Below are 22,778 nucleotides of genomic sequence, written 5' to 3' on the forward strand. Positions count from 1 at the left end.
AAATATTCTATTTTTTATTAAAAACGAATTGAAATATTTGTTCTATTATTTTACTCTACTTTGCGAACTATTTTGTAATAGATTTTTTTATATTTAAGGAGTAAACGATGGAAACTGTTCATAATTTTATTAACGGTAAACAGGTTGCAAGTAAAGGTACTAAGGCTTGGCCAATTTATAATCCTGCAACAGGTAAACAAATTCGTCAGGTTATGATGAGCACCCCTGAAGAAGTAAATGAGGCAGTGGATGTTGCACAGGCTGCATTTCCTGCTTGGGCAAAAACTTCGCCATTACGTCGTGCAAGAATTATGTTTAAATTCAAAACTCTTTTGGAAGAAAACTTTGATTCTTTAGCTCGTTTAATTACAGAAGAACACGGTAAAGTTTATTCAGATTCTATTGGAGAATTAACGCGTGGTTTAGAAGTTGTTGAGTTTGCTTGTGGTATTCCTCATTTACTTAAAGGTGAATTTTCAGAGCAAGCAGGACGAGGTATTGATATTCATTCAACAATGCAACCATTAGGGGTAACAGTTGGAATTACACCATTTAACTTTCCTGCAATGGTACCAATGTGGATGTTCCCAATAGCATTAGCTTGTGGTAATACCTTTATTTTAAAACCAGCCAAAACAGATCCTTCTTTATCTATTCGTCTAGCAGAATTATTAAAAGAAGCAGGTTTGCCAGATGGTGTGTTTAATGTTGTTCACGGTGATCGTCACGATAATGAAATTTTACTTCGTGAAGAGCGTGTAAAAGCCGTGAGCTTTGTAGGTTCAACTACGGCAGCGGCTCACGTTCATAAAATAGGTTCTGAATTTGGTAAACGTGTTCAAGCATTAGGTGCGGCGAAAAACCATGGCTTGGTTATGCCAGATGCAGATATTGAAGCAACAGCAAATGCGTTATTAGGTGCAGCTTATGGTGCAGCTGGGGAACGCTGTATGGCTCTTCCTATCGCAGTCACTATTGATGATGCGACAGCAGATAAATTAGTTGCGGCATTAAAACCAAAAGTAGAAGCACTTCGTCACGGTCCTGGTATTCCAAAAGATGGCGAAAAAGAGATGGATTTTGGTCCGTTGATTACCAAACAGCATTTAGATAATGTAACAGGTTATGTTGATAAAGGTGTGGAAGAGGGTGCAACACTGGTAGTTGATGGTCGTGGTAAAAAACCACAAGGTGCAGAAGAGGGCTTCTTTGTCGGCGGGACATTATTTGATAATGTAACAGAAGATATGGTTATTTATAAAGAAGAAATCTTTGGTCCTGTACTCGGTATTGTTCGTGCAAAAGGCTTTAAAAATGCAATGCGTTTAATCAATGATCACCCATTTGGTAATGGAACAGCAATTTTCACTTCTGATGGTGGTGCAGCGCGTGAGTTTGCTTACGATGTTCAAGCGGGAATGGTGGGAATTAACGTTCCAATTCCAGTACCTATGGCATTCCACTGTTTTGGCGGTTGGAAACATTCTGCTTATGGTGCATTAAATGTATATGGCCCAGATGGTGTACGCTTCTATACTAAGATGAAAACTGTAACAAGCCGTTGGCCAAATCCAAAAGTAATTGAGGATGCAGCCTTCTCTATGCCAACACTTTAATTGAATTGAAGTATTGAAGTATTGAAGTATTGAAGTGTTGATGAGGGCAATAAAAATTAATTTTATTGCCCTTATTATTTTCATATTGATTATTTTTTGAATAGTAGTAAACTAATCACCCTTGCTCAATTGGGGAGATAGAATGCAGGAATCATCAGAATTTATAAATTTACAAAACGAAATTAGACTACGTTATGACACATTAAGTAAACGTTTAAAACAAGTGGCGGAATATGTGTTAGATAATCAGAATAGTATTGTTTTTGAAACTGTTGCTGTTATTGCTGAAAAAGCAAACGTACCACCTTCAACACTTATTCGTTTCGCAAACGCATTTGGCTTTTCGGGTTTTAACGAAATGAAACAAGTATTTCGTGAAGGAGTGGTAGGTTATACTGTAAATTATACGGAACGCTTGAGTATTCATCGTCAGCTTGAAAGCGAAGACAAAGAAAAAACAGAAACTGCACTAGATGTTTTAAACGTTTATTCCAAAGCTAATACACAATCTCTTTATCAACTTGCTCATCACACTTCATTAGAACAATTAAATAAAGCTGTTGATATTCTTGATGGAGCAAATAATATTTTTATTGTGGGATTAAAACGCTCCTTTAGTATAGCGTGCTATTTAAATTATGCATTACATCATTTAAATTGTCGCTCATTTATTATTGATGGTTTAGGTGGAATGTTTGATGAACAATGTAATCAAATACAAGATGGTGATGTTGTTATTGCCATTAGCTTTTCTCCTTATGCTGAAGAAGCTATTGAAATAATGAATGTAACCGCTAAAAAAGGGATAAAACAGATTGCGATTACAGATAGTCAGATCAGTCCGATTTTAGCCTTCAGTGATGTTTCTTTTGTGGTAAAAGAAGCACAAGTTCATGGTTTTCGCTCTCAGTGTGCCACAATAACGCTTGCTCAAACATTAGCACTTTCTTTAGGTTTAAAGCGATCTACCTAAAACCTATTATTACAATAGATATCTTTTCCAAATCCCATTTTATATGGGATTTTTTATTGCATCACTTTCTTACTTTATTCGAAAAAATTAACAAGAAAATAAGATCTATCTCACATTTTTGAACATTTGATGTTGATTATGGAGTAATTAAAAGTATTATTTATATTGAAACATTTATTTTTTAATGTTTTTAATTGAAATGTACATTTCTATATTTGGTTTGTATATTTTATTAATTTTTCTACGTAAGGAGAATAACCCTATGAAAAAAGTATTATTAGCAACATTGTGTGGAGCATTATTAAGCTCTCAAGTCGCAATGGCCAAAAATCTTGTTGTTGGTGCACCAATGGTTTCATTTTCAGATAAATGGCAAACTTATTTACAAGATGCTATTCGTGATTTTGATAAAAAACATGATGATGTTGAATTCAGATTATCAGATGCAAATGCAGATGCTGCACGTTTATTAAATGATGTTGAAACATTTATTGATCAAGGGGTAGATGCATTATTGGTTGTTCCTACAGATCCAGAAATTGTTAAAGCAATTGGTCGTAAGGCTAAAAAAGCAGGTATTCCATTAGTAATTGTAAATCGTAAACCACTAGAAGATTCAATGAAATATGTAACAAGTTATGTAGGTTCTGATGAAGTTGAAGGTGGACGTCTTCAAGGTCAATTTATTGCAGATACTCTAAAAGGTAAAGATGCAAAAGGTATTATTCTTATGGGTCCTTTAGGTCTAGATGCTCAGATCAAAAGAACGCAAGGAAATAAAGAAATTTTTGAGAAAAATCCTAATATCAAAATTATTGCTGAACAAGAAGGTAAATGGGATCGTGCAAAAGGTCTAGAAATTACAGAGAACCTTTTAGCTGCACATAAAGATATTAACGTAATTGTTAGTAATAATGATGAAATGGCAATTGGTGCGATTTTGGCAAGTCGTAAACTTAAAGTAAATGATAATGATATTATTATTGTTGGTTTGGATGCAACACCTGATGCATTGGAATATTTAGGTGATGGGCTTGATGCAACCGTATTCCAATCTGCTCAAGGTCAAGGCCAAACTGGTGCTGAAATGGCTTATTTAGCCGCACAAGGTAAGGAAGTACCAAAACTAAAAATGGTACCATTTGAGCTTGTGACAGTAGATAAAAAAGCAGAATATCAAGCAAAATATAAAAAATAAAGTTTAGTGGATAGAGCAAGAGTGAAAGCTCTTGCTCTTACTAAATAGTTATCATTATAAGTTGGGAGTAATAGGCGATGTTTAAGAAAAGTTTAATATTAGGTTTAGGAATTTCTTGTTTTTCTTTGATGGTTCAAGCAAAAGAATTAGTTATTGGGGTATCAATGTATAGCTTGTCTGATAAATACCCAACTTATTTACAAGATGCAATGAAACGTTTTGATAAAGAACATAATGATGTCAGATTTAAATATGCCGATGCAAATTCGGATCCTGCTCGAATGTTAAATGATATTGAGAATTTTATTGACTCAGGTGTTGATGCTTTACTTGTAATGCCAACAGATAAAAATATTGTGAAAGCGGTAGGATTAAAGGCAAAAAAAGCAAAATTACCTTTGGTTATCGTAAATGGTAAACCAAAAGAAAAAGATATGAAATATGTCACGAGCTTTATTGGTTCTGAAGAAATCACAGCGGGTGAAATGCAATCTGAATTTATTTTAAAACAACTTAATGGGAAAGCAGCAAAAGCTATTATTCTAATGGGGCCTCTAGGCTGGGAAGCTCAAATTCAACGAACAGAGGGTAATCAAAAAGTATTATCATCTCATTCAGAAATAGAAATTATCACAAAACAAGAAGCTAAATGGGATAGAGCTAAAGCAATGGATATTACGGAAAATCTTTTAGCTGCTCATAAAGATATTAATGTTATTTTTAGTAACAACGATGAAATGGCAATTGGAGCATTGCTTGCAGCTAGAAAGATGGGATTAAAAGATGAAGATTTATTAATCGTTGGTATTGATGCTACCCCAGATGCTTTGGCTTATTTAGGAAAAGGATTAGATGCAACAGTTTATCAATCTGCAGCAGGGCAAGGGTCATTAAGTGCAGAAATTGCTTATAAAGCAGCAAAAGGAGAGAAAGTCGCACAATATAATTGGATTCCTTTTGAACTGGTGACACCAGAGAAAAAAGAACAATATTTACATAAATATAAGGAATAGAGATAAACAACATAACCCTTATTTTGTTACATCAGTTAATTTTCCTTAAATAGTTTAAAGGAGTAATAAATGAATAATAATTTGAATGACTCTCCATATATTTTAGAAATGAGAAATGTTTCTAAAACTTTTCCTGGGGTAAAAGCATTAGATCGAATCAACTTAAAAGTGAAAAAAGGTTCTGTGCATGCACTAATGGGAGAAAATGGAGCGGGGAAATCAACTTTAATGAAAATTCTTTATGGAATTTATACCCCTGATGAAGGTGGAGAGTTGATTTTAGATGGTAAGGTTTTTGATCCTAAACGCCCCATTGATGCGATCAACCGTGGATTAACAATGGTACCACAAGAAATTTCACCAGCACCAAATTTGACTATTTCTGACAATCTCTTTTTAGGTCGAGAGGTGACAAAAAGTAGATTTTTTGTAGACCAGAAGAAAATGGATTATGAGGCAAATGAAATTTTAGAATCTTTGGGAATTCCTTTAGATGTGAAATTAAAAATGTCAGACGTATCTGTCGCAAAAGCTCAGCTTGTTGCTATCGCAACAGCGGTATCAAACTATGCTAAAGTCATTATTATGGATGAGCCAACGACCGCTTTAACAGAAGGAGAGGTTGAACAACTATATAAAATTATAGATACCGTGCGTGAACGTGGAATTGCTATTATTTTTATTTCACATAAATTAGATGAGGTTTTTAAGGTTGCTGATGAAATTACTGTTATCCGAGATGGTGAGTATGTAGGAACGAAAGATGTAAAAGATGTAACTAAAGATGAATTGATTTCAATGATGGTTGGTCGAGATATGTCGGAAATGTTCCAACGAGAAGAATTGGAACCTTCTGATGAAATTGTATTAGAGATTAAAAATTTCTGCCGTGAGGATCATTATCAAAATGTTAATTTTAAAGTATATAAAGGTGAAATATTTGGTATTGCAGGTTTAGTGGGAGCAGGACGTTCTGAAATAGTAGAAGGGCTATTTGGCTATAAACCAGCAGATAGTGGTGAAATTTATATTCATGGTAAAAAAGTTGATATTCGAACACCAAATGATGCAATGAAACATAAAATTGGCTTTGTTACTGAAGATAGAAAATTAACAGGATTATTCTTAAATTTAAGTATTACGGATAATATTATTATGCCTAAAATGTCTCCTTATCTAGAGAATTTTTTACTTTCAGTAACCAAAGCAAACAAAATAGCAGACTTACAAAAAGATAAGTTAAGAATTAAAGCCCCTAATGTTGATGTTGTTACAGATAATTTATCAGGAGGTAACCAACAAAAAGTATTACTTGCAAGATGGTTAATTTTAGAACCAGATGTTCTTATTCTTGATGAACCAACCAAAGGGATTGATGTGGGAGCAAAAGCAGAACTCTATAAGCTAATGGTTGAGTTAGCTAGACAAGGTAAAACAATTATTATGATTACTTCTGATATGCTAGAGCTTTTAGCGATGAGTGATCGAGTAATGGTTATGCATGAAGGACATCAAGTGGGAATTATTCCACGTAATGAATTAACTCAAGAGCGAGTACTTGAATTAGCATCGGGCTAATTTCAAAAAAGTATCAAGAGTTGAAACAAATTATTTTATAAAATTAACTAAAGAGGTATTTATTATGTCATCTCTAAATCTAAAAAAAGTGATTAATACTTATGGAATGCTACTCATACTTGTTTTATTGTTTTTAGCCTTATCTATGTCTATTGACGGATTCTTATCGAGTAGAACAATTTTTAGTATTATCGAACAGGTATCAATGTTTGGTATTATTGCAATAGGGGTAACTTTAGCGATTATTACAACAGGGATTGACCTTTCATCAGGATCTGTAGTCGCATTAACCGCAGTGGTTGCGGCATCAGTTGTTGAATCGGTTGATACACCAACCTATGCTTTAATGGCATTTACTTTATCTATTTTAGTTGGTGCTGTTATTGGATTTATCAATGGTGGATTAACAGCCTATGGTTCAATTCCTCCTTTTATTGCAACATTAGGTATGATGACTATGGCAAGAGGGGCAGCACAGCTCTATTCTGATGGTCGTCCAATTGATGCTTCTGCTGAATCTTTCACTTGGATTGCGGATATTGATTTCTTTGGTTTACCTGGTTTGGTGCTTGTTTATCTAGTCATTGTGATTGCCACACATATTCTACTTAGTCGTTCAACCTTTGGTCGTCATATTTATGCGATTGGAGGAAACTTAAATGCAGCAAAGATTTGTGGTATTAATACAAAAAGAACATTAATTTGGGTATATATTATTGCTGGTGCATTAGCTGGTTTAGCAGGAGCATTACTTGCTGCCAGAACCTACGCAGGTAACCCTTCTTATGGTTTAGCTTGGGAGTTAGATGCGATTGCAGCAGCGGTAATCGGTGGTGTATCTTTAGCAGGTGGTGTTGGTAGTATTCCAATGTGTGTGGTAGGTGCATTGATTATTGGTACAACAAATAAAGGCTTAAATATGTTAGGAGTTGATCCATACTGGCAACAAATTATTAAAGGTGCAATTATTATTGTAGCAGTGTTACTTGATACATTGAAACGTCGTAAAAAAGCATAATGAAGAGAAGAAATACAATAAATTAAGCGGTAACATTCTGATCAACATTTGCAAAAAATAAAGAGAAAGTCACCGCTTAGGATATTAAAAAGACCACTCAACTGACAAGTTTAGTGGTCTTTTTTATTTTATACTTTATATTATAAAATTTCTTTTGCTTTTGAAACTACATTTTCAACGGTGAAACCGAATAGTTTGAATAATTCGCCTGCTGGTGCAGATTCCCCGAAGCTATTCATTCCAACAATACGTCCACCGAAACCAACATATTTGTACCAGAAATCAGCAATTCCCGCTTCAATTGCAACACGTTTAGTTACTGAGCTTGGTAATACGCTTTCACGGTATGCTTCATCTTGACGATCAAAAATGTTAGTACAAGGCATTGAAACTACACGTACTTTTTTATCTTCCGCTGTTAATTGTTCTGCTGCTTTCACCGCTAATTCAACTTCTGAACCTGTTGCGATTAAGATTAACTCAGGTGTACCTTCACAGTCTTTTAATACGTAACCACCACGGGCAACATCTGCTAATTGTTGAGCATCACGATCCATTTGGGTTAAGTTTTGGCGAGTAAAGATCAATGCACTTGGACCATCTTTACGTTCAACTGCACATTTCCAAGAAACCGCAGATTCTACTTGGTCACAAGGTCTCCAAGTATCTAAGTTTGGAATTAAACGTAATGCAGTTGTTTGTTCAACGGGTTGGTGGGTTGGACCGTCTTCCCCTAAACCGATAGAATCGTGGGTATAAACGAATAATGCACGCTGTTTCATTAATGCAGCCATACGGATTGCATTGTGAGCATATTCCATAAACATTAAGAAGGTTGCGCCGTAAGGAATGAAACCGCCGTGTAATGCGATACCGTTCATCATTGCTGACATACCAAATTCACGTACACCGTAGTTGATGTAGTTACCATCAATATTTTTATCCGCACGAATTGGTTTTGAACCAGACCATAATGTTAAGTTTGAGCTTGCTAAGTCTGCTGAACCGCCTAAAAATTCAGGTAAGATATGAGCGTAAGCTTCAATTGCATTTTGAGATGCTTTACGGCTTGCAATACTTACAGGGTTAGCTTGTAATTGTTCAATAAATGCTTGTGAGTCTTTTGCCCAGTTTTCTGGTAAATTGCCATTCACACGACGTTTGAATTCTTTTGCTAATTCAGGGTATGCCGCTTCATAGGCTGCGAATTTTGCATTCCATTCTTTTTCTGCCATTTCGCCTTTTGCTTTTGCATCCCATTGTGCGTAAATATCAGCAGGGATTTCAAAAGGTTTATGCTCCCAGTTTAAGAATTCACGAGTTGCTTGAATTTCAGCATCACCTAACGGAGCACCGTGACAATCGTGAGAGTTTGATTTATTTGGTGAACCATAACCGATAATGGTTTTACAAATAATTAAGGTTGGGCGATCTTTTTCTTCTTTTGCATTTTCAATTGCAAACTGAATTTGTTCTGCATCGTGTCCATCAACATTACGAATAACTTGCCAGCCATAAGCCTCAAAGCGTTGGGCAGTATCATCAGAGAACCAACCATCAACGTGACCATCAATAGAGATGTTGTTATCATCATAGAATGCGATCAGTTTTCCTAATCCTAATGTTCCCGCTAATGAACAAGCTTCGTGTGAAATCCCTTCCATTAAACAGCCATCGCCTAAGAAAGTGTAAGTATAGTGATCAACGATATCGTGACCTTCACGGTTGAACTGACCAGCTAAGGTTTTTTCAGCAATTGCCATACCCACAGCATTAGTGATACCTTGACCTAATGGCCCTGTTGTGGTTTCTACACCTGGTGCATAACCATATTCTGGGTGTCCAGGGGTTTTAGAATGTAATTGACGGAACTGTTTTAAATCTTCAATTGAAAGATCATAACCAGTTAAATGTAATAAGCTATAAATAAGCATTGAACCGTGTCCGTTAGAAAGAACGAAACGATCACGGTTTGCCCATTTTGGGTTAGTTGGATTGTGAGATAAAAATTTGCGCCATAAGACTTCTGCAATATCGGCCATTCCCATTGGTGCACCTGGGTGACCTGAATTTGCTTTTTGAACAGCGTCCATACTCAGCACTCGAATCGCATTCGCTAACTGTTTATGATCAGTCATATTTCTTACTCCTTTGTAACTTTATAAATTTAAATTAAATGTTTAGTACATAAAACTAGACAATTTTACACTATTTTTGAGAATAACTTCATCATTATTTTTGTTATACAATGTGATCGACGTTACACTAATTGTTGCATTTATTATAAATCATTAAAGTACTTAGATTTTATTGAAAAATAACTCCACCACTTGATAATAAATTACTTGTGATTTTATTAAAATTTAGGTAAAATTCGGCTTCTTTTAGTGCTGAGATGTTCTCAGTGTATTTTTAATACGTATGGTGTTGAGGTACAAATATATTTGTATGGCTCAATGGCGATGCGGTCTCAACAGAGGTTTTCTATAATGAAACAAGGTATTCATCCTAATTATGCAGAAATTACTGCAAACTGTTCTTGTGGTAATGTAATCAAAGTACGTTCAACAGCGGGCAAAGACTTAAACTTAGATGTGTGTGGTAAATGTCACCCATTCTATACTGGTAAACAACGTGTTGTTGATACTGGTGGTCGTGTAGAACGCTTTAATAAACGTTTTGGCGTATTGGGTGCAAAAAAATAATTTAAGTTTTGTGCTAGTGAGCCCCACTTATTTGTGGGGTTTTGTGTATTTGAAGCGGTAACATTAATGTCAAAATTTGCAAAAAATATCCTATTATTTATTTCTATTATTGTGATTTAACCCAATTTTCAGCTTCAGTGAGATTTTGTTGCCAAGTTTGTTCAATTTCTTGAATCCAGTCAGTAATATTTTTTTCCCATTCTATACCAGTATCAACTTGCGCTAATTGTGCAATATTTTGTAGGTGAGAAAGCCCAACAGAAGATAATGCACCTTTAATCTTATGTGCTTCTTCAGCAATCAATTTTCGCATTTCAGGCGATAGTGTTTTTTGCCACTCCTGATGATATTGATTGAGATTTTTAAGATAATCAGGCATTAAGTTAGTAAATAGTGCAATATTCTTTAGCAATGCCTCTTTTCCCATTATATCTAAAAACTCTTGTAAAATTTGAGTGTTAATGAACTTATTTTGTACTAAATTTGCTTGGATAACAGGTTCAATTTTGTCTTCTATTTGAGAAAAATCATCACTAAAATATTTATTCAAACAATTTGATAGGTCTTCGATCGAAAGTGGTTTACCTAATACATCATCCATACCTTGCTGTTGATATTCCTCTTTGGTATGCATTACGTTTGCAGTGAGTGCAACCAAAATAGGTAGGTAGTCCATTTTATCTGTTTCATAATTATGAATTAAGGTTTGTGCAATTTCAAAACCAGTGGTATCAGGAAGTTGAATATCAAGTAAAATTAAATCATAATAATTTTTATCAACCAATGGATAGGTTTCTGCACCACACATCGCAACATCAACTTCACAGCCAAATTTTTCTAGTACAGAACGTGCAACTACAACATTGGTTTCAATATCTTCAACCAATAGTACTTTTAAATGATGGTGTTGTATAGTAGGTTGTACTTTTTTAACGGCACTTTCTTCTGCTTGAATGGTTAAAGTAAAGGTAGAGCCTTTTCCAATTTCACTGGTAACAGTCAAATCGCCTTGCATTAAATTTGCAATGACTTTAGAAATGGCCAAACCAATACCACTACCTTGTGCTTTATTATGGCTATTTTGTACTTGGTAGAACATAGTAAATATTTTATGTTGTTCTGCTTTAGGAATACCAACTCCAGAATCGGTTAAGATAAAGCTAAAGTGGTTAGGAGAAGTTCGAGAAATAGTTAAATGAATTTCTCCCTTAGCAGGTGTAAATTTAATTGCATTACTGATAAGGTTCCATAAAATTTGGCTTAGACGAGTATTATCAACAGTAATAAAGTCAGGTAATGTTTGATCGTAGTTAATATAAAATTTAATTTTATTTTTTTGAGCCATTACATTCGCAAAGTGTGTAATATTATTGATAATATCAGAAAAGGCGGTCGGAGTAGGGGAAAGCTCGATACGTTTAGTATCAATTTTTTCTAAATCAATAATATCACTAAAAATATGCCCTAAAGAAATCGCACTAACATTAATGGTTTGTAAGTAATCTCGTTGTTGTTGAGTAAGATTATCTTCTAATAGAATACGACTTAATCCAATAATACCATTAAGAGGCGTGCGTAGTTCGTGACTAATTATAGCCATTAGTTGGGTTTTATCTTTATTTTTTTGTTCAATAATATCTTTATACAGAGACAAATCATAAACGGAGCGTTCAAGAGCAATACGAGAAAGCTCAAGGCGTTCGACGATTAAGTTAAAAAAGTAAAGCACAAAAGGTGCTGAAATTAATCCAAAGATACTTGAGAGAAGAATATCTTGAGGATCAATGGTACCCGTGAAAATAAAACTTAGGAGACATTGAACAATAATTGCGGAGATAGCAAGAATAAAAAAACCAAGAAGTGCTGCTCTTATGCGCCCTAAACGCAATACCCAATTGATGTATTTTTGATTATATTGTCGAATATTTTTCATTATAATTTCCAAATTCACTTAAATTTAGAGAGAGTTTAGCACAACATCAGTTATTTTTTTGATCATTAAATATAAAAAAATTGTAATTTTTTTGATTTTTTAATTGACATATAGCAATCTAGACGTCTAAAATGAATTTATTGGATGAATTTTTACTGTGGAAAAAATATTATGATAAGACTGGAACGAGTAAGTAAACAGTTTGAAGTAAAAGGAAAAATAGTGACAGCACTACATAATGTAACCCTTGAAGTACCAAAAGGCGTTATTTATGGTGTGATAGGTTCTTCAGGTGCTGGAAAAAGCACTCTTATTCGTTGTGTTAATTTATTAGAACGTCCAACAAGTGGGCATATATTTATTGGTAACAAGCAGTTAGATCTTTTAAAAGAACAAGAATTAATTGTTGCTCGTCGTAAGATTGCAATGATTTTTCAACATTTTAACTTACTTTCATCTCGTACGGTATTTGATAACGTAGCTTTACCTTTGGAGTTAAGCCATTTATCAAAAGAACAAATTAATAATAAAGTGAATGACTTACTGGAATTAGTGGGTTTAAGTGATAAGAAAAATGTCTATCCAAGTAACTTATCGGGAGGACAAAAGCAACGTGTTGCCATTGCTCGTGCATTAGCGAATGATCCAGAAGTATTGCTGTGTGACGAAGCAACCAGTGCGCTAGATCCTGCAACAACACAATCAATCCTAGCATTATTAAAAGAAATTAATAGTCGTTTGGGATTAACGATATTGTTAATTACCCACGAAATGGAAGTAGTAAAACGAATTTGTGATCGTGTGGCGGTGATTGATCAAGGTGAATTAGTGGAAACGGGTACGGTAAGTGAAATGTTTTCAAATCCCAAAACACAACTGGCAAAACAATTTATTCAGTCAACTTTTCATAATAAATTACCACAAGAATATGTGGATAAATTACATTCAAATCAGCAAGATGAATCACAATCTATTATTCGTTTTGAATTTACAGGAAGTTCAGTGGATGCCCCCTTGTTATCACGAATGGTGAAAAAATTTGATATAGATATAAGTATTTTGATGTCACAAATTGATTATGCAGGTGGTGTTAAATTTGGTTTTGTTATTGCAGAAGTTGAGGGAGATAATCAAGCCATTTTAGAAGCAAAAGGTTTTTTAAGAGAACATAATGTTAAAGTTGAGGTGCTAGGCTATGTGGAATGATTTTTTAAATGAGTTAACACCAAAAATGTGGGAGTTGGTGGGCAGTTCAACTTTTGAAACTATCTATATGGGATTTGCTTCCACCTTTATTGCGATTGTAATTGGTTTACCTCTGGGCGTGCTTGCTTTTTTAACAGGAAAAAACCAAATTTTGGAGAATCCTATATTAAATCGCTTATTGGATATAGTGATTAATGTGGGGCGTTCTGTTCCATTTATTATTTTACTGGTTGTATTATTACCCTTTACACGTTGGGTTGTACATACAACATTAGGTACAACGGCTGCAATCGTACCATTAAGTGTAGCCGCAATTCCTTTTTTTGCTCGTTTGACCGCTAATTCATTGTTAGAAATTCCAGCAGGATTAACAGAAGCAGCAAAATCAATGGGAGCAACAAATTGGCAGGTAGTCACCAAGTTTTATTTACCAGAATCTTTACCTTCATTGGTCAATGGAATAACCTTAACATTAGTGTCACTAATTGGTTATTCTGCAATGGCAGGTGTTGTTGGTGGTGGTGGTTTAGGAAACCTTGCTATTAGCTATGGAGAGCATAGAAATATGATCTATGTAAAATGGCTTGCGACAATCATCATTGTTTTCATTGTGATGATCAGTCAAAAAGCAGGCGATGTATTAGCAAAAAAAGTAGATCATCGATAATTATATGTATTAAAACACAACATTTAGGAGAGTATTTATGAAAATTTCTAAAATTTTAGGTCTGACGGCATTAGTCTCTATTTTTGCACTGACAGGCTGTAATGATGATAAAAAATCAACAACACAGGCAGGAACAGACGCTACAACCATTAAAGTTGGGGTAATGTCAGGTCCAGAGCACGAAGTGGCTGAAGTAGCAGCAAAAATAGCTAAAGAGAAGTATAATTTAGACGTTGAGTTTGTTCTATTTAATGACTACGCTTTACCGAATACGGCAACGTCTAAAGGTGATTTGGATGCAAATGCCTTTCAACATAAGCCTTACTTAGAAAAAGATGCTAAAGCCAAAGGATTAGATAATCTAGTGGCAGTGGGTAATACCTTTGTATATCCATTAGCAGGGTATTCTAAAAAAGTGAAAGCATTGAGTGAATTAAGTGATGGTGCGGTGATTACTGTACCAAATGATCCAAGTAACTTAGCTCGTGCTTTGATTTTATTAGAAAAGCAGGGATTAATTAAGTTAAAAGATAACACTAACTTATTTACAACAGTTGCTGATATTGTTGAAAATCCTAAAAACTTCGATATTAAAGACGTTGATGCATCTCTTACCGCTCGTTCATTAGATGATGTGGAACTTGCGATTATCAATAGTGGCTATGCTTCACAAATTGGTTTAAATGCAAAAGACGATGGCATTTTTGTTGAAGATAAGGACTCTCCTTATGTAAACCTAGTGGTTGCGAGAACGGACAATAAAGACAGTAAAGCAGTACAAAATTTTGTGAAAGCCTATCAAACAGAAGAAGTATTTACTAAAGCTCAAGAGTTTTTCAAAAACGGCGTTGTTAAAGGCTGGTAAGTCACTGCAGCGGTTAATTTAAGTTATTAAGATCTACTCAAGCGGGTAGATCTTTTTTATTTTTTGCAAAAAATTAACAACAAGTAACCGCTATGGCCGCTGTAATTGTTTCAATAAGTCTTCAGGTAGAGGAGGCATTTGCAGATAGAAGCCTTGCTCCTCAATTGCAGCCAATACCTCTTGATTCGGCGCAACCTTTAACTGCTTTTCTCCTTTTAAATTAAACAGCATTGAAAATTGTGGTTTTCCAAAGGTATTTAATAGCGTGTCAGGAACTGCATCAAACTGATTTCTTTTTTCAATAAAGAGATACATTCCTTCTTTTTTAGGACTACGATAAATAGCACAAATCATTGGTTATCCTTATTCATCATCATAGCTATAGACACCTGGAGCAAGGTTATCAAAACGAGAGTACTGTCCTTGGAAAGCGAGTTTAACTCGTCCAATAGGACCATTACGTTGCTTACCGATAATAATTTCTGCAATGCCTTTAAGCTCAGAGTTTTCGTGATAGACTTCATCTCGATAGATAAACATAATTAAATCCGCATCTTGCTCAATAGATCCTGATTCACGTAAATCTGAGTTTACAGGACGTTTGTCTGCTCGTTGCTCTAAACTACGGTTTAACTGAGAAAGTGCAACCACAGGAACTTGTAATTCTTTAGCAAGGGCTTTGAGTGAACGTGAAATTTCAGCAATTTCAAGGGTTCTATTTTCGGCAAAACCAGGTGCTTTCATCAATTGAAGATAATCCACCATAATCAGACTTAAACCACCATTTTCACGATAAACACGTCTTGCTCTTGAACGTACTTCTGTGGGTGTAAGGCTGGAACTATCATCAATAAAAATATTTTTACGAGATTGCAAAATGGCCATTGTACTGGAAATTTTAGCCCAATCTTCATCATCAGTTAATTGCCCTGTTCGGATTTTAGTTTGATCTACACGAGAGAGTGATGCAAGCATACGCATCATAATTTGATCGGCAGGCATCTCAAGACTGAAAATTAACACGGGTTTATTCGGCTTTTTAACTATATTTCCTGATGCATCTTTTTCTTCAATATCAAGTAATGAAGCATTTTCACATAGGTTCATCGCAAAGGTCGTTTTACCCATAGATGGACGAGCAGCAACGATAATCAGATCAGAGGATTGTAGTCCTGCAGTACGTTTATTTAACTCAGTAAATCCTGTTGATACACCAGTTACCCCACCATTCTCTTTATTTTTAGACAGTATTTCAATGCGAGTTAAAGTAGCGGCAAGAATATCATCTATTTGCTTTGGACCTTCATCACTTGAGGTTCGTTTTTCTGCAATATGGAAAATAGAGCGCTCTGCTTCATCAAGGACATCTTTAACACTCATTCCTTTTGGATTATAACTGCTTTCTGCAATTTTATTACTGGCTGAAATTAACTCTCGGCAAATGGCTTTTTCTCTAATAATATCAGCATAAGTAAGAATATTTGCTGCACTAGGGGTATTTTTAGACAGTTCAGCCAAATACGCAAAACCACCAATGTCCTCTAATATCCCTTTGTTTTTTAAATTTTGATCGAGAGTAATAATATCAATAGGTTGATTATTACGGCTAAGTTCAAGCATTTGCTCAAAAATCAACCTGTGGGCATAGTTGTAAAAATCACTTTTTTGAACTCTTTCTGCTACATTATCCCAATGTTCATTATCGAGCATCACACTTCCCAGCACCGCTTGTTCAGCTTCTAACGAATGGGGCGCGATATTTATTTGTTCAATTTTTTGATCTTTATATATTTTTTTTGTCATAGTGTAGACTCATTATTTAACTTTGAGTTAAACGGTAAAATTTGCAAAAAATAAGAAGAATGTTACCGCTTAAAAATTAATTAATATCGAATTCTTCAGTATAAGGAATAATACCTTTATCGAGCATTTTAGATACACCACTGTCATAGTTGGAACCGAAACGAAGCTCCACGTTAATACCAAATCGGTTGTCATAGTAAAGGTTATCTCGAGATTTACCAGTTGGTGTCGCAATTAAATGACGAGCAATATATGCCGTTGTTTTCCAACAACAATTATTATAAGTTACCCCTAAGCGTGTTTCGACTAATTTGCTTAGTGCAATATCGTGATAATAACTTGTTGCAATAGAAATGTTATCTGTTATATCCCAACCTGCAACAAAACCAATTTGTTTAATGTCTTGACCATAGGTCTTTGCTTTTAAGTTTTGATCGATATAGTGTTGACTTGCATAACGATAGTTAAATTTAATCACTTTATCATTGCTAGGTTTATATTGTAATGCGAGGTTAGCAAGTGCGGTTTCTTTTAAACGAGTATCATATTGATAACTACCATTTAGATTCCATTTAGGGCTAAATTTCCAGTTAGTTTCTACTGCCCAAGAGGATGTATTCCCCTTTGTACTATTTTCTCGAGAGTTATCGATACGTGAGTCCGATAAATAATAAATTTGACCTAAACTTAAATTAAAATACTCTTCCCCAGTGCTTTCTTTCATAAAGCGAGTCGTTGCACCCAGCGTTATTTGGTTAGCAGAAGCAATGCGATCTAAACCACTGTAACGACGATCACTAAAGAGTGAAAAGTAATCTTGTTGGCGGAGTGTTGAGTCATAACCTAGACCGAGTTGTTTAGCTGTTCCAATATCCGCTTGATTTTTGTAGGGACGATACAAATATTGAATTTGAGGTTCTAAAATTTGATTAAAACCGCTAAATAACTGCTTGTCAGCTTCTAGTACCGTTTTAAAGTTAACTTTAATCTGTGGTAGTACACGAGATACTTTTTCTTTTATTGTTTGTTTTTTACCTGCTTTTTGCCAATATTGGGTAGCATAAAGTTTGGTTTCTAAATTTAAGCTACCATAGCGGCTCGCTAAAGGTATATTGAGAATAGGTTCGAGATGAAAGCGCCATACAGTAGGCATATCTTTGCTATCATTATCAAAGTGAGCTAGCTGTGAATAAAGTCTAAAATCAGAGTTTCTCCATATATTGTTTTTATAGTAATTAAGCTCAATTTGAGGAAATACACGATAAGGTTTTGTTCCATCCTTATCAAAGGTCTGGAATTTTTTTGCTGCAATAGAAATATTGTAGGTTGGTTGATAATAACCTAGTTTAAAGTTTTGAGTTGCATAACCACTTGTACTTTGTCCATAAGGAGATGCAAAGTCAGAGAAATAGCGTCGATCACTTACTTTGGTATAATCCATACTTAAACGCCAGTCTGATAGAAAACTCATACTGTGTCTCCAATGGAGAAGATGGCGAGACTGATCACGCTTATCCCAATATTGATAACGATCCTTTTTCATATATTCAGCTGCAATGGTTCCTATTCCTAAATTTGTTAAATAACGAAATTCAGAGTTAAGTTGCCAACCACGATGAGAATAATAAGTTGGTGTAAATGTTGCATCCATATTTGGAGCAATGTTCCAGTAAATAGGCTGGGAATAGGTAAAACCATTGTTACTTGAATGGCTATAACTCGGTGTAAGTAAACCAGAACGACGACGATCTCCAAGAGGAAATTGTAAATAAGGCGTATAAAACACAGGGACACCCAAAACTTTTAGTTTTGCATGCCACATTTCAGCATATTCTTCGTCAATATATTGAATCATTTCACTGGCATTAATTTGCCACGAGTTATCATTAGGCAAGCAGGAGGTGTAAGTTGCATTTTTAAGGATACGAGTTTTATTGTGTAAGGAAGTACTTTCTGCTGTACCACGCCCTTGACGATCGACTAACTGGTAATGGATATTAGATAGCATTGCATCTTTACTGGATAAATTCATTGATGCATTTCGTCCTGTGACTCGAATTGTTTCATCACTATAGTCAAATTTGCCTTTTAGTTTAGCGTAATGACCTATTTTTTCATTTTTTTCAACGGTCATTTGAGGCGTAACAATGCTTCTATTTCCTTGTTTTAGAACAACACTACCAGAATAAATAGCATTTTTTAGTTGATTAATTGCAGCAGTATTAGATTCAATATGAACAGGTAGAGCAGTCTGCTCTCCTTTGATAGTTTCACCACTAAAGTGAGGAATATTTGATAAACATTGTGTTTTAAGATCTGCATTAGCGGAGCTACTATAGCACACACTCATAACAGCAAGAGAAATTAAAGTATAATGGTAATGCTTCATAATGTAATTCTGATCCTAAATAATTCTATAAAATGGTTGTTTTGTTGTTTGGTATCTTGAATGAATATAAATATAGCGACAACTTTTAGTAAGTAATATTTTTAATGTTTTTAATTTTGTATTCCACACAACGCCTCTCCTTAAAAAGCTTCCATTTCTATGAGTAATTGGCGGAGTTCAAGTTTAATATTTTCTTGATGTTCTATTTCAGCTGCTTCACGTTTTAAATCTAATTTTATTCGTTGATTTCGAGGCATATTATTACGTTCCTCCAAAATTGGCATATCTTCGACGACTTTGAATAGCGCCCACATCGCAGGAAATGTAGCTAATTTAGGATGTCCTAACACGTCTAGCAGTGGCTTTAGACGACGCACCCCTTCTGATAAATTACATTGTTCAGCGAGCATAGAGCGAGCAATAATATCAATACTATTAGTAATATTTAAATAACGCTCTTTTTTTGCATTTTGAATAAATTTTGTTTGTTTATGTAATTTAAGCAATAATGACAACGCATAAATACCCAAAGCCAAAATAATGAGTAAAGCAAGTACACCCAAAAAGAACCTAATCATAATTGATTCCTAACGAAAATTATTCAAATTTGCCGTTTCAAATTGACGAAGTAGTTCATTATCATCGATATCGTCTGTAATAATACCCAGTTCAGTCATTAGTTCATCAACACGATCTAAACATTCATTCACAAATTTTTGATCTTCAACAGAAAGGGTTTTTCCATTTTCGATATCATCAAGTAGCTGATTTAAACATTCGTTATTTTCCAATTGCGCTAATTCTTTTTCTGGAGAAAGCACCCTTTTTTCTTGCATCTCTTTTTTCATTGGAGGAATTATTTCACCTTTTTCTGGCTTATTCACAAATTCAACCATTAAAGGTACTTTTTTACGGCTACCAATACGAGGATCTTTTTTCGTTTGTTGAGGGGTAACTTTTTGTTCTGATACATTATGACGAGAACCAGAGGCTAAGCCTTTATGTTTCTTTTTTTTCTTATCAAGACGGGCTTGTATATCTAATTCATAGCGAGTGATTTTACGTTTGCCTATTTTTGCAGTATTAATAGGTGTTTTATCCGCCTTTCTTGCTGGCATAATATCGCTAATTTTACGTGTTTTTTTCTTATGAGCCATAGTTATTTCTGAATGATTATTCGATTTTAAAAATTAATTGTCGATTATAGCATATCAAAAAGAAATAAAGAAAAATAAAGCGGTACGATTTGAACAAAATTTTGCAAATTTATACCAAAATCTTACCGCTTAAGAGGTATTCTTATTTTGTTTTCTATGTCTTAGGTTACATAAACCAACCCGTTGTGGTAACAGTCTTTTTATCAAAGAATTTGATCATACCGACAACAACACGGAAGATGTACCATATTCCAATGATAAATAGCAGGATAATTCCAATACCGATAAAGGATAGAATCAACCCTAAGATACCACCAATAAAGGCCACAAAGAAAGTACGAATTAAGTAAGTAATATGTGATTCATAAAAGGTTCCTTTCATCTCATCACGTTTTACATAAGCAATGATAGCACCAACAAGAGTAGGTATACCGCCAAAAAGTATACTTGCTGCAAATAAAATATAGATAGCTAACATCCAATTTTTTTGAGATTGATTTGTTGAAACTAAATCTGTTGTATTTTGTTCAAGATCAGTCATTTTTCTTTCCTTTTTTATAACAATAATAAAAATCCCTTCAACTTATTTGGTTAAAGGGACGCTGTTTAATTAAAAATTCGCATTTCGTGGTGCACGTGGGAATGGGATAACATCACGAATATTCTGTAAACCTGTTACATAAACGATTAAACGCTCAAACCCTAACCCAAAGCCTGAATGAGGTACTGAACCGTATTTACGTAAGTCACGGTACCACCAGTAATCTTCTGGATTGAGCCCCATTTCTGCCATACGAGCATCCAGTATTTCTAAACGATCTTCACGTTGAGAACCACCTATGATTTCACCAATTCCTGGAGCCAAAACATCCATTGCAGCAACGGTTTTACCGTCATCATTTAAACGCATATAGAAAGCTTTAATATCTTTTGGATAGTTTTTCACCACCACTGGCGATTTAAAGTGTTCTTCTGCTAAATAGCGTTCGTGTTCTGATGAAAGATCAATTCCCCATTCAACGGCAAATTCAAATTTTTTGCCTGATTTCAATAATACATCAATTGCATCAGTGTAATCAATTTGAGCAAAATCAGAATTGACAAAACTTTCTAAACGTTCAATAACGCTTTTATCAATGTGTTTAGCGAAGAATTGTAAATCATCAGCACGTTCTGTTAAAACGGCGTTAAATACATATTTCAACATTCTTTCTGCAAGGGCTGCATTGTCTGCTAAATTAGCAAAAGCCACTTCAGGTTCCACCATCCAAAATTCAGCGAGATGACGTGTGGTATTTGAGTTTTCCGCACGGAATGTTGGACCAAAAGTATACACTTTACTTAATGCACAAGCGTAGGTTTCAGCATTTAATTGACCAGATACCGTTAAAAATGCTTCTTTACCAAAAAAATCTTCATTAAAGTCAATCTCACCTTTTTCTGTACGAGGTAAGTTTTCTAAGTCTAAGGTAGAAATACGGAACATTTCGCCCGCACCTTCGGTGTCAGACGCTGTGATTAATGGTGTTGCCACCCAGTAAAAACCTTCTTCGTGGAAGAAACGATGGATGGCTTGTGCTAAACAGTGGCGAACACGAGTCACCGCACCAATTAAATTTGTACGAGGACGTAAGTGGGCAACTTCACGTAAATACTCCATAGAGTGACGTTTTGCTGCCATTGGGTAAGTATCAGGATCTTCAACCCAGCCCACCACTTTAACTTGTGTTGCGTGAAGTTCGACAGCTTGCCCTTTTGCAGGTGATTCAACAACCGTCCCAGTTACCTCGACAGAGCAACCTGCGGTAAGTTTTAATACTTCTTGTTGATAATTTTCAATATCGTTATTGACGATAGCTTGAATAGGATCAAAACAAGACCCATCATAGACCGCAAGGAAAGATAATCCTGCTTTAGAATCACGGCGAGTACGTACCCAACCACGAACAGTAATTGTTTTACCAACGGTAATTTTTTCTGATAACACATCCGAAATAGAAGAAAATTGTGACATTATTACCTCAATATATTTTAATTATTTTGTTAGTTTAAATGGAAAATTGGAATATGGCATACCATTTACTTTTATAGTTAAACTATAACTTCCCAAAGGATCTTCCTCTGAAAAATACCAGCAGTTATTATCAATAGAACCGTCTTTAGCACTCTTTCTTTTTGTAAGCATAGTATGTTTTGTTTTATTGCTATTTGTTATTGTTGTACTGGTTCCATTATCAAAATAGCCATTTGGAGGAGAGGTAAACTCTTCCACAATATCATAGCCAGTATTAGCTTCAAGATTATTGATATTCCAACATAAATGTGTTTTTTTATCTGAAACAGAGATAGTATTTGTATCTGAAGAATGATTAATATGTATGTTTACATTAGGCTCTGCAAAACTCGTTTGCGTACTAAATAATAAAATAGCACTTGTTATAACTGCTGCTAAGTTTAATTTTTTCATAGTCATTTCCGTTATAGTTAAATTTATTTGCGAGATTGTTCACGTAACTGTTTTGCAACGAGATTAATTGCCTCTCCGTGTGCCATTCCCTGCTGTACAAGTTGTTGAATTTTTTCAACAGCTTGCTGCTGTTGTTCGTGAGTTAACTCAAGCTGAGTATCATTATACATCTTTTCTTTCCTATTTTTCT

At 34.8% G+C, this 22,778-nt stretch carries 21 protein-coding genes; 10 read left to right on the forward strand and 11 right to left on the reverse strand.

Annotated elements, in window-relative coordinates; genetic code table 11:
- The first annotated feature begins 107 nt into the window (after positions 1–107).
- The 6 genes from A6B44_RS02955 (at position 108) to A6B44_RS02980 (ending at position 7,396) form a co-directional block, all read left to right on the forward strand.
- Positions 108–1,616 carry a CoA-acylating methylmalonate-semialdehyde dehydrogenase gene (locus A6B44_RS02955; RefSeq protein WP_090921294.1) on the forward strand — a complete coding sequence of 503 codons (1,509 nt, stop codon included), beginning with the start codon at positions 108–110 and terminating at the stop codon, positions 1,614–1,616.
- 142 nt (positions 1,617–1,758) lie between these two features.
- Positions 1,759–2,589: a MurR/RpiR family transcriptional regulator gene (locus A6B44_RS02960; RefSeq protein ID WP_090921295.1), complete on the forward strand. Its 831-nt coding sequence runs from the start codon at positions 1,759–1,761 to the stop codon at positions 2,587–2,589.
- A gap of 262 nt (positions 2,590–2,851) precedes the next feature.
- Complete coding sequence (locus A6B44_RS02965) at positions 2,852–3,787, forward strand: sugar ABC transporter substrate-binding protein (protein ID WP_090921296.1); 936 nt, start codon at positions 2,852–2,854, stop codon at positions 3,785–3,787.
- Positions 3,788–3,864: 77 nt separating this feature from the next.
- Entirely contained in the window at positions 3,865–4,800 is a 936-nt protein-coding gene (locus A6B44_RS02970) for a sugar ABC transporter substrate-binding protein (RefSeq protein ID WP_090921297.1), read from the forward strand.
- A gap of 69 nt (positions 4,801–4,869) precedes the next feature.
- The gene (locus A6B44_RS02975; protein WP_090921298.1) at positions 4,870–6,378 is read left to right on the forward strand and encodes a sugar ABC transporter ATP-binding protein; all 1,509 of its coding nucleotides are present in this window, start codon (positions 4,870–4,872) and stop codon (positions 6,376–6,378) included.
- Positions 6,379–6,442: 64 nt separating this feature from the next.
- A complete protein-coding gene (locus tag A6B44_RS02980; protein WP_090921299.1) occupies positions 6,443–7,396 on the forward strand; it encodes an ABC transporter permease in 954 nt (317 codons plus the stop codon).
- A 140-nt stretch (positions 7,397–7,536) separates the two neighbouring features.
- On the opposite strand, the gene tkt is transcribed toward A6B44_RS02980, so the two are convergent.
- On the reverse strand, positions 7,537–9,534 hold the full coding sequence (gene tkt, locus A6B44_RS02985; RefSeq protein ID WP_090921300.1) for a transketolase: 1,998 nt from the start codon (positions 9,532–9,534) through the stop codon (positions 7,537–7,539).
- A 351-nt stretch (positions 9,535–9,885) separates the two neighbouring features.
- On the opposite strand from tkt, the gene rpmE reads away from it, so the two are divergent.
- Positions 9,886–10,101, forward strand: a complete 216-nt coding sequence (gene rpmE, locus A6B44_RS02990; RefSeq protein ID WP_090921301.1) for a 50S ribosomal protein L31 — start codon at positions 9,886–9,888, stop codon at positions 10,099–10,101.
- A gap of 106 nt (positions 10,102–10,207) precedes the next feature.
- Here the strand turns inward: rpmE and A6B44_RS02995 are convergent, their stop codons facing one another.
- The gene (locus A6B44_RS02995) at positions 10,208–12,034 is read right to left on the reverse strand and encodes an ATP-binding protein (protein WP_090921302.1); all 1,827 of its coding nucleotides are present in this window, start codon (positions 12,032–12,034) and stop codon (positions 10,208–10,210) included.
- A 171-nt stretch (positions 12,035–12,205) separates the two neighbouring features.
- Between A6B44_RS02995 and metN the strand changes: the two genes are divergently transcribed.
- From metN to A6B44_RS03010, 3 genes are read left to right on the forward strand one after another with little or no spacing between them, the layout of a single operon-like run.
- Entirely contained in the window at positions 12,206–13,240 is a 1,035-nt protein-coding gene (gene metN, locus A6B44_RS03000) for a methionine ABC transporter ATP-binding protein MetN (RefSeq protein WP_090921352.1), read from the forward strand.
- Positions 13,230–13,907 carry a methionine ABC transporter permease gene (locus tag A6B44_RS03005; protein WP_090921303.1) on the forward strand — a complete coding sequence of 226 codons (678 nt, stop codon included), beginning with the start codon at positions 13,230–13,232 and terminating at the stop codon, positions 13,905–13,907. Before metN ends, A6B44_RS03005 begins: the two co-directional genes overlap by 11 nt.
- 37 nt (positions 13,908–13,944) lie before the next feature.
- Complete coding sequence (locus A6B44_RS03010; RefSeq protein WP_090921304.1) at positions 13,945–14,772, forward strand: MetQ/NlpA family lipoprotein; 828 nt, start codon at positions 13,945–13,947, stop codon at positions 14,770–14,772.
- A gap of 90 nt (positions 14,773–14,862) precedes the next feature.
- Here the strand turns inward: A6B44_RS03010 and A6B44_RS03015 are convergent, their stop codons facing one another.
- From A6B44_RS03015 to A6B44_RS03055, 9 genes are all read right to left on the reverse strand, one after another.
- Entirely contained in the window at positions 14,863–15,126 is a 264-nt protein-coding gene (locus tag A6B44_RS03015) for a YcgL domain-containing protein (RefSeq protein WP_090921305.1), read from the reverse strand.
- Between the two features lie 9 nt (positions 15,127–15,135).
- Positions 15,136–16,575 carry a replicative DNA helicase gene (locus A6B44_RS03020; protein WP_090921306.1) on the reverse strand — a complete coding sequence of 480 codons (1,440 nt, stop codon included), beginning with the start codon at positions 16,573–16,575 and terminating at the stop codon, positions 15,136–15,138.
- A 76-nt stretch (positions 16,576–16,651) separates the two neighbouring features.
- Positions 16,652–18,964 (reverse strand): LPS assembly protein LptD, encoded by a 2,313-nt coding sequence (gene lptD, locus A6B44_RS03025; protein WP_090921307.1) that lies wholly within the window; start codon positions 18,962–18,964, stop codon positions 16,652–16,654.
- A gap of 140 nt (positions 18,965–19,104) precedes the next feature.
- Positions 19,105–19,542, reverse strand: a complete 438-nt coding sequence (locus A6B44_RS03030; protein WP_090921308.1) for a DUF2489 domain-containing protein — start codon at positions 19,540–19,542, stop codon at positions 19,105–19,107.
- Between the two features lie 9 nt (positions 19,543–19,551).
- A complete protein-coding gene (gene yihI, locus A6B44_RS03035) occupies positions 19,552–20,121 on the reverse strand; it encodes a Der GTPase-activating protein YihI (protein WP_090921309.1) in 570 nt (189 codons plus the stop codon).
- A 166-nt stretch (positions 20,122–20,287) separates the two neighbouring features.
- Positions 20,288–20,662: a DUF4870 family protein gene (locus A6B44_RS03040; RefSeq protein WP_246253128.1), complete on the reverse strand. Its 375-nt coding sequence runs from the start codon at positions 20,660–20,662 to the stop codon at positions 20,288–20,290.
- Between the two features lie 69 nt (positions 20,663–20,731).
- Positions 20,732–22,135 (reverse strand): asparagine--tRNA ligase, encoded by a 1,404-nt coding sequence (gene asnS / locus A6B44_RS03045; protein ID WP_090921310.1) that lies wholly within the window; start codon positions 22,133–22,135, stop codon positions 20,732–20,734.
- Positions 22,136–22,156: 21 nt separating this feature from the next.
- On the reverse strand, positions 22,157–22,588 hold the full coding sequence (locus A6B44_RS03050) for a PM0630 family protein (RefSeq protein ID WP_090921311.1): 432 nt from the start codon (positions 22,586–22,588) through the stop codon (positions 22,157–22,159).
- Positions 22,589–22,611: 23 nt separating this feature from the next.
- Entirely contained in the window at positions 22,612–22,758 is a 147-nt protein-coding gene (locus tag A6B44_RS03055) for a YoaH family protein (RefSeq protein WP_090921312.1), read from the reverse strand.
- Positions 22,759–22,778 lie beyond the last annotated feature (20 nt).

The sequence above is a fragment of the Pasteurella skyensis genome (genome assembly GCF_013377295.1).
GTDB lineage: Bacteria > Pseudomonadota > Gammaproteobacteria > Enterobacterales > Pasteurellaceae > Phocoenobacter > Phocoenobacter skyensis.

Coding starts and splice junctions, on each gene's coding strand:
- yihI (WP_090921309.1), bottom strand. CDS start 20,121: ATGGCTCATAAGAAAAAAACACGTAAAATTAGCGATATTATGCCAGCA.
- A6B44_RS02955 (WP_090921294.1), top strand. CDS start 108: ATGGAAACTGTTCATAATTTTATTAACGGTAAACAGGTTGCAAGTAAA.
- A6B44_RS03050 (WP_090921311.1), bottom strand. CDS start 22,588: ATGAAAAAATTAAACTTAGCAGCAGTTATAACAAGTGCTATTTTATTA.
- metN (WP_090921352.1), top strand. CDS start 12,206: ATGATAAGACTGGAACGAGTAAGTAAACAGTTTGAAGTAAAAGGAAAA.
- asnS (WP_090921310.1), bottom strand. CDS start 22,135: ATGTCACAATTTTCTTCTATTTCGGATGTGTTATCAGAAAAAATTACC.
- A6B44_RS03020 (WP_090921306.1), bottom strand. CDS start 16,575: ATGACAAAAAAAATATATAAAGATCAAAAAATTGAACAAATAAATATC.
- A6B44_RS03040 (WP_246253128.1), bottom strand. CDS start 20,662: ATGACTGATCTTGAACAAAATACAACAGATTTAGTTTCAACAAATCAA.
- A6B44_RS03055 (WP_090921312.1), bottom strand. CDS start 22,758: ATGTATAATGATACTCAGCTTGAGTTAACTCACGAACAACAGCAGCAA.
- tkt (WP_090921300.1), bottom strand. CDS start 9,534: ATGACTGATCATAAACAGTTAGCGAATGCGATTCGAGTGCTGAGTATG.
- A6B44_RS03005 (WP_090921303.1), top strand. CDS start 13,230: ATGTGGAATGATTTTTTAAATGAGTTAACACCAAAAATGTGGGAGTTG.
- A6B44_RS02965 (WP_090921296.1), top strand. CDS start 2,852: ATGAAAAAAGTATTATTAGCAACATTGTGTGGAGCATTATTAAGCTCT.
- A6B44_RS02995 (WP_090921302.1), bottom strand. CDS start 12,034: ATGAAAAATATTCGACAATATAATCAAAAATACATCAATTGGGTATTG.
- A6B44_RS03015 (WP_090921305.1), bottom strand. CDS start 15,126: ATGATTTGTGCTATTTATCGTAGTCCTAAAAAAGAAGGAATGTATCTC.
- lptD (WP_090921307.1), bottom strand. CDS start 18,964: ATGAAGCATTACCATTATACTTTAATTTCTCTTGCTGTTATGAGTGTG.
- A6B44_RS02975 (WP_090921298.1), top strand. CDS start 4,870: ATGAATAATAATTTGAATGACTCTCCATATATTTTAGAAATGAGAAAT.
- A6B44_RS03030 (WP_090921308.1), bottom strand. CDS start 19,542: ATGATTAGGTTCTTTTTGGGTGTACTTGCTTTACTCATTATTTTGGCT.
- A6B44_RS02970 (WP_090921297.1), top strand. CDS start 3,865: ATGTTTAAGAAAAGTTTAATATTAGGTTTAGGAATTTCTTGTTTTTCT.
- rpmE (WP_090921301.1), top strand. CDS start 9,886: ATGAAACAAGGTATTCATCCTAATTATGCAGAAATTACTGCAAACTGT.
- A6B44_RS02960 (WP_090921295.1), top strand. CDS start 1,759: ATGCAGGAATCATCAGAATTTATAAATTTACAAAACGAAATTAGACTA.
- A6B44_RS02980 (WP_090921299.1), top strand. CDS start 6,443: ATGTCATCTCTAAATCTAAAAAAAGTGATTAATACTTATGGAATGCTA.
- A6B44_RS03010 (WP_090921304.1), top strand. CDS start 13,945: ATGAAAATTTCTAAAATTTTAGGTCTGACGGCATTAGTCTCTATTTTT.